We start from the raw sequence: 1,934 nt of genomic DNA, 5'->3' as shown, positions 1-1,934 counted from the left end.
CGAAGGCCGATGTTGGTTTGCGACTGTCCCAATGATCGAGCAAAGCGTCTCAAATATATTATCAAGCAAATAGTGGTAGTCGTTAACGAACTCGTCTGATGAGTCGACTGCAGGAATATTCTTGAAATTACCGCATATGTGTTTAGCAAACCCTTCTAAGTAAGACACCCACATATGGTGATCAATATTGTTTCTTAACCCTTGAACCAACATGATATTGAAATATCTAACCGAGATGAATATTGGATCACGAAACACTACACGTTCATTGAAAATAGAAAATCGCTCATTCCGGTTATTGTACACGTCGTGCTTTCCTCCGCCTTGTGCTTCCAGTAGCTCGATCGTTCGATCTCCAATTGGCTTCCAAGCCAGCAGATCCTGCGCAACTGAGGGATCCTCAAATAGAGCATCCAACAGTTCGTTCCCTGGTTCTATAGAATAATTGTTGAACTCACCGTTACGGTTATTCCTGATTTCTCTGTAGAGGATACTGGATTTCTCTTCATGTAAACTTCGAAGGAACCGGTCAGTAAACTCTTGTCGCGGAAACCAATTGCTATCCTTTTTAATAAGCTTTATTCCAAGGTCTGGATTTGTTGTGGCGAGTGCGGTTGCGACATCATCCGATAGAAGAGCACGCTCTACGGTATTCTCGCTACTCTGACTTCCGCTGCTAGAATTGAAGAGATACCCAAAATTGTCATCGATCACATTTAGCAACGCATCATATTGTTTCCCGGTATAGAACTCACGCAAAACTGTAGCGAAATCATCGTCATCGACCACTTTTGGCGGATTATCAACTAGTGTTCTCTTTCCTACATAGAAAACCACGCCGACAGCCAAGATCTGGAGAATATCGACCCAAAACAGCGACGGCAGACAGACTGGACCACAGAGGATCTGGAAAGATGGATTTGCTGTTTGAATATATCGGCCTGCCAGATACAATACAACAATTAGCCCGATTGCAGCAAGAACAATTCTCCTTCTCTCAGTCGACAAGGAGTACTCAATGCGCTTTCGGTCTGCTGGACGTAGAGCTTGATAAACCGCTATAGCAAGAGCAAGCAGTGAGAGTATCAGTATCTCGGCCATATCTCCTTTTAGAACAATCTCCACTTGAAGCCTATAGTCCTGGTTCTGGCTAGTTAGAAGTACTAATTGAGAGCGAAATCGAGTTTCAGGAGTGGCTCATTGGGGAGATAATTGTACTCTTCTATCATATACTCGTGAAGGGTCTCCGGATTGATTGCCAACATGCTGTCTCTACATTCTACATCCAAGCTGGATTGTACAAAGAAAATCATCTCTCCGTCTTCAGCATATTCTGTATAGGACTCTGGGCTAAGGCTCGCAGAGCCCGTCTTGACTTGTAGATACCCCGCAATGGATGTGCAATCTTCCTCCTTCCGCATTTCACATTCAATTTCTGCTTGGGAATTACTGGTGCTGGATTTGATTATCCGCCATCCTTTCGACTGGAGATAGCTAATAACGATATCTTCCGTTTCGCTTGCTCCCAGAATAGCGAAAACCCGCTCAGTATCTGCTCTCTCAATTTTCTCTGCCACCCGTTCACGTTCAAACGAGCTGTCAGAATCCAAGTTGCCCTGCGAATGAAGCGCTTCTATGACTTGTTTCGACTCCTCAGTCACCCCCGAATTCATGCGGTTTAGCGTCCCGAACCGGCCAGAGAACTTTCGGCGAACATAACCCGGCACGAGGGAATACGGAATATCTACCCAGTCAACGTCTCGGAATTGCTGGAGATCGCGGCGATCGTATTCGTCCTGCTTCTCACCAGTGAGGTTAGCCGCAACCCGCCAGTCACTCGTCACCCTACAGAGTGCGAACTGATTCTGCTTATTCACCCAGACGTAGTCACCGACTTCCATCTTCTTCAGGATATACCGAATCGCGGCAGTTAA

Annotated in this window: 1 protein-coding gene and 1 pseudogene; both read right to left on the bottom strand. The window is 45.7% G+C overall.

The window, feature by feature from the left end:
- Window positions 1–1,101, bottom strand: a pseudogene (locus QT222_RS01705) (hypothetical protein); the annotation flags it as partial.
- 62 nt (window positions 1,102–1,163) lie between these two features.
- Window positions 1,164–1,934: hypothetical protein (locus QT222_RS01700; protein WP_491476103.1), on the bottom strand; the 771-nt coding region annotated here is incomplete at its 5' end.

This window comes from Haloferax sp. s1 (assembly GCF_058382125.1).
Note: the sequence above shows the minus strand (reverse complement) of the source record. Positions and strands in the feature narration are given on the sequence as shown.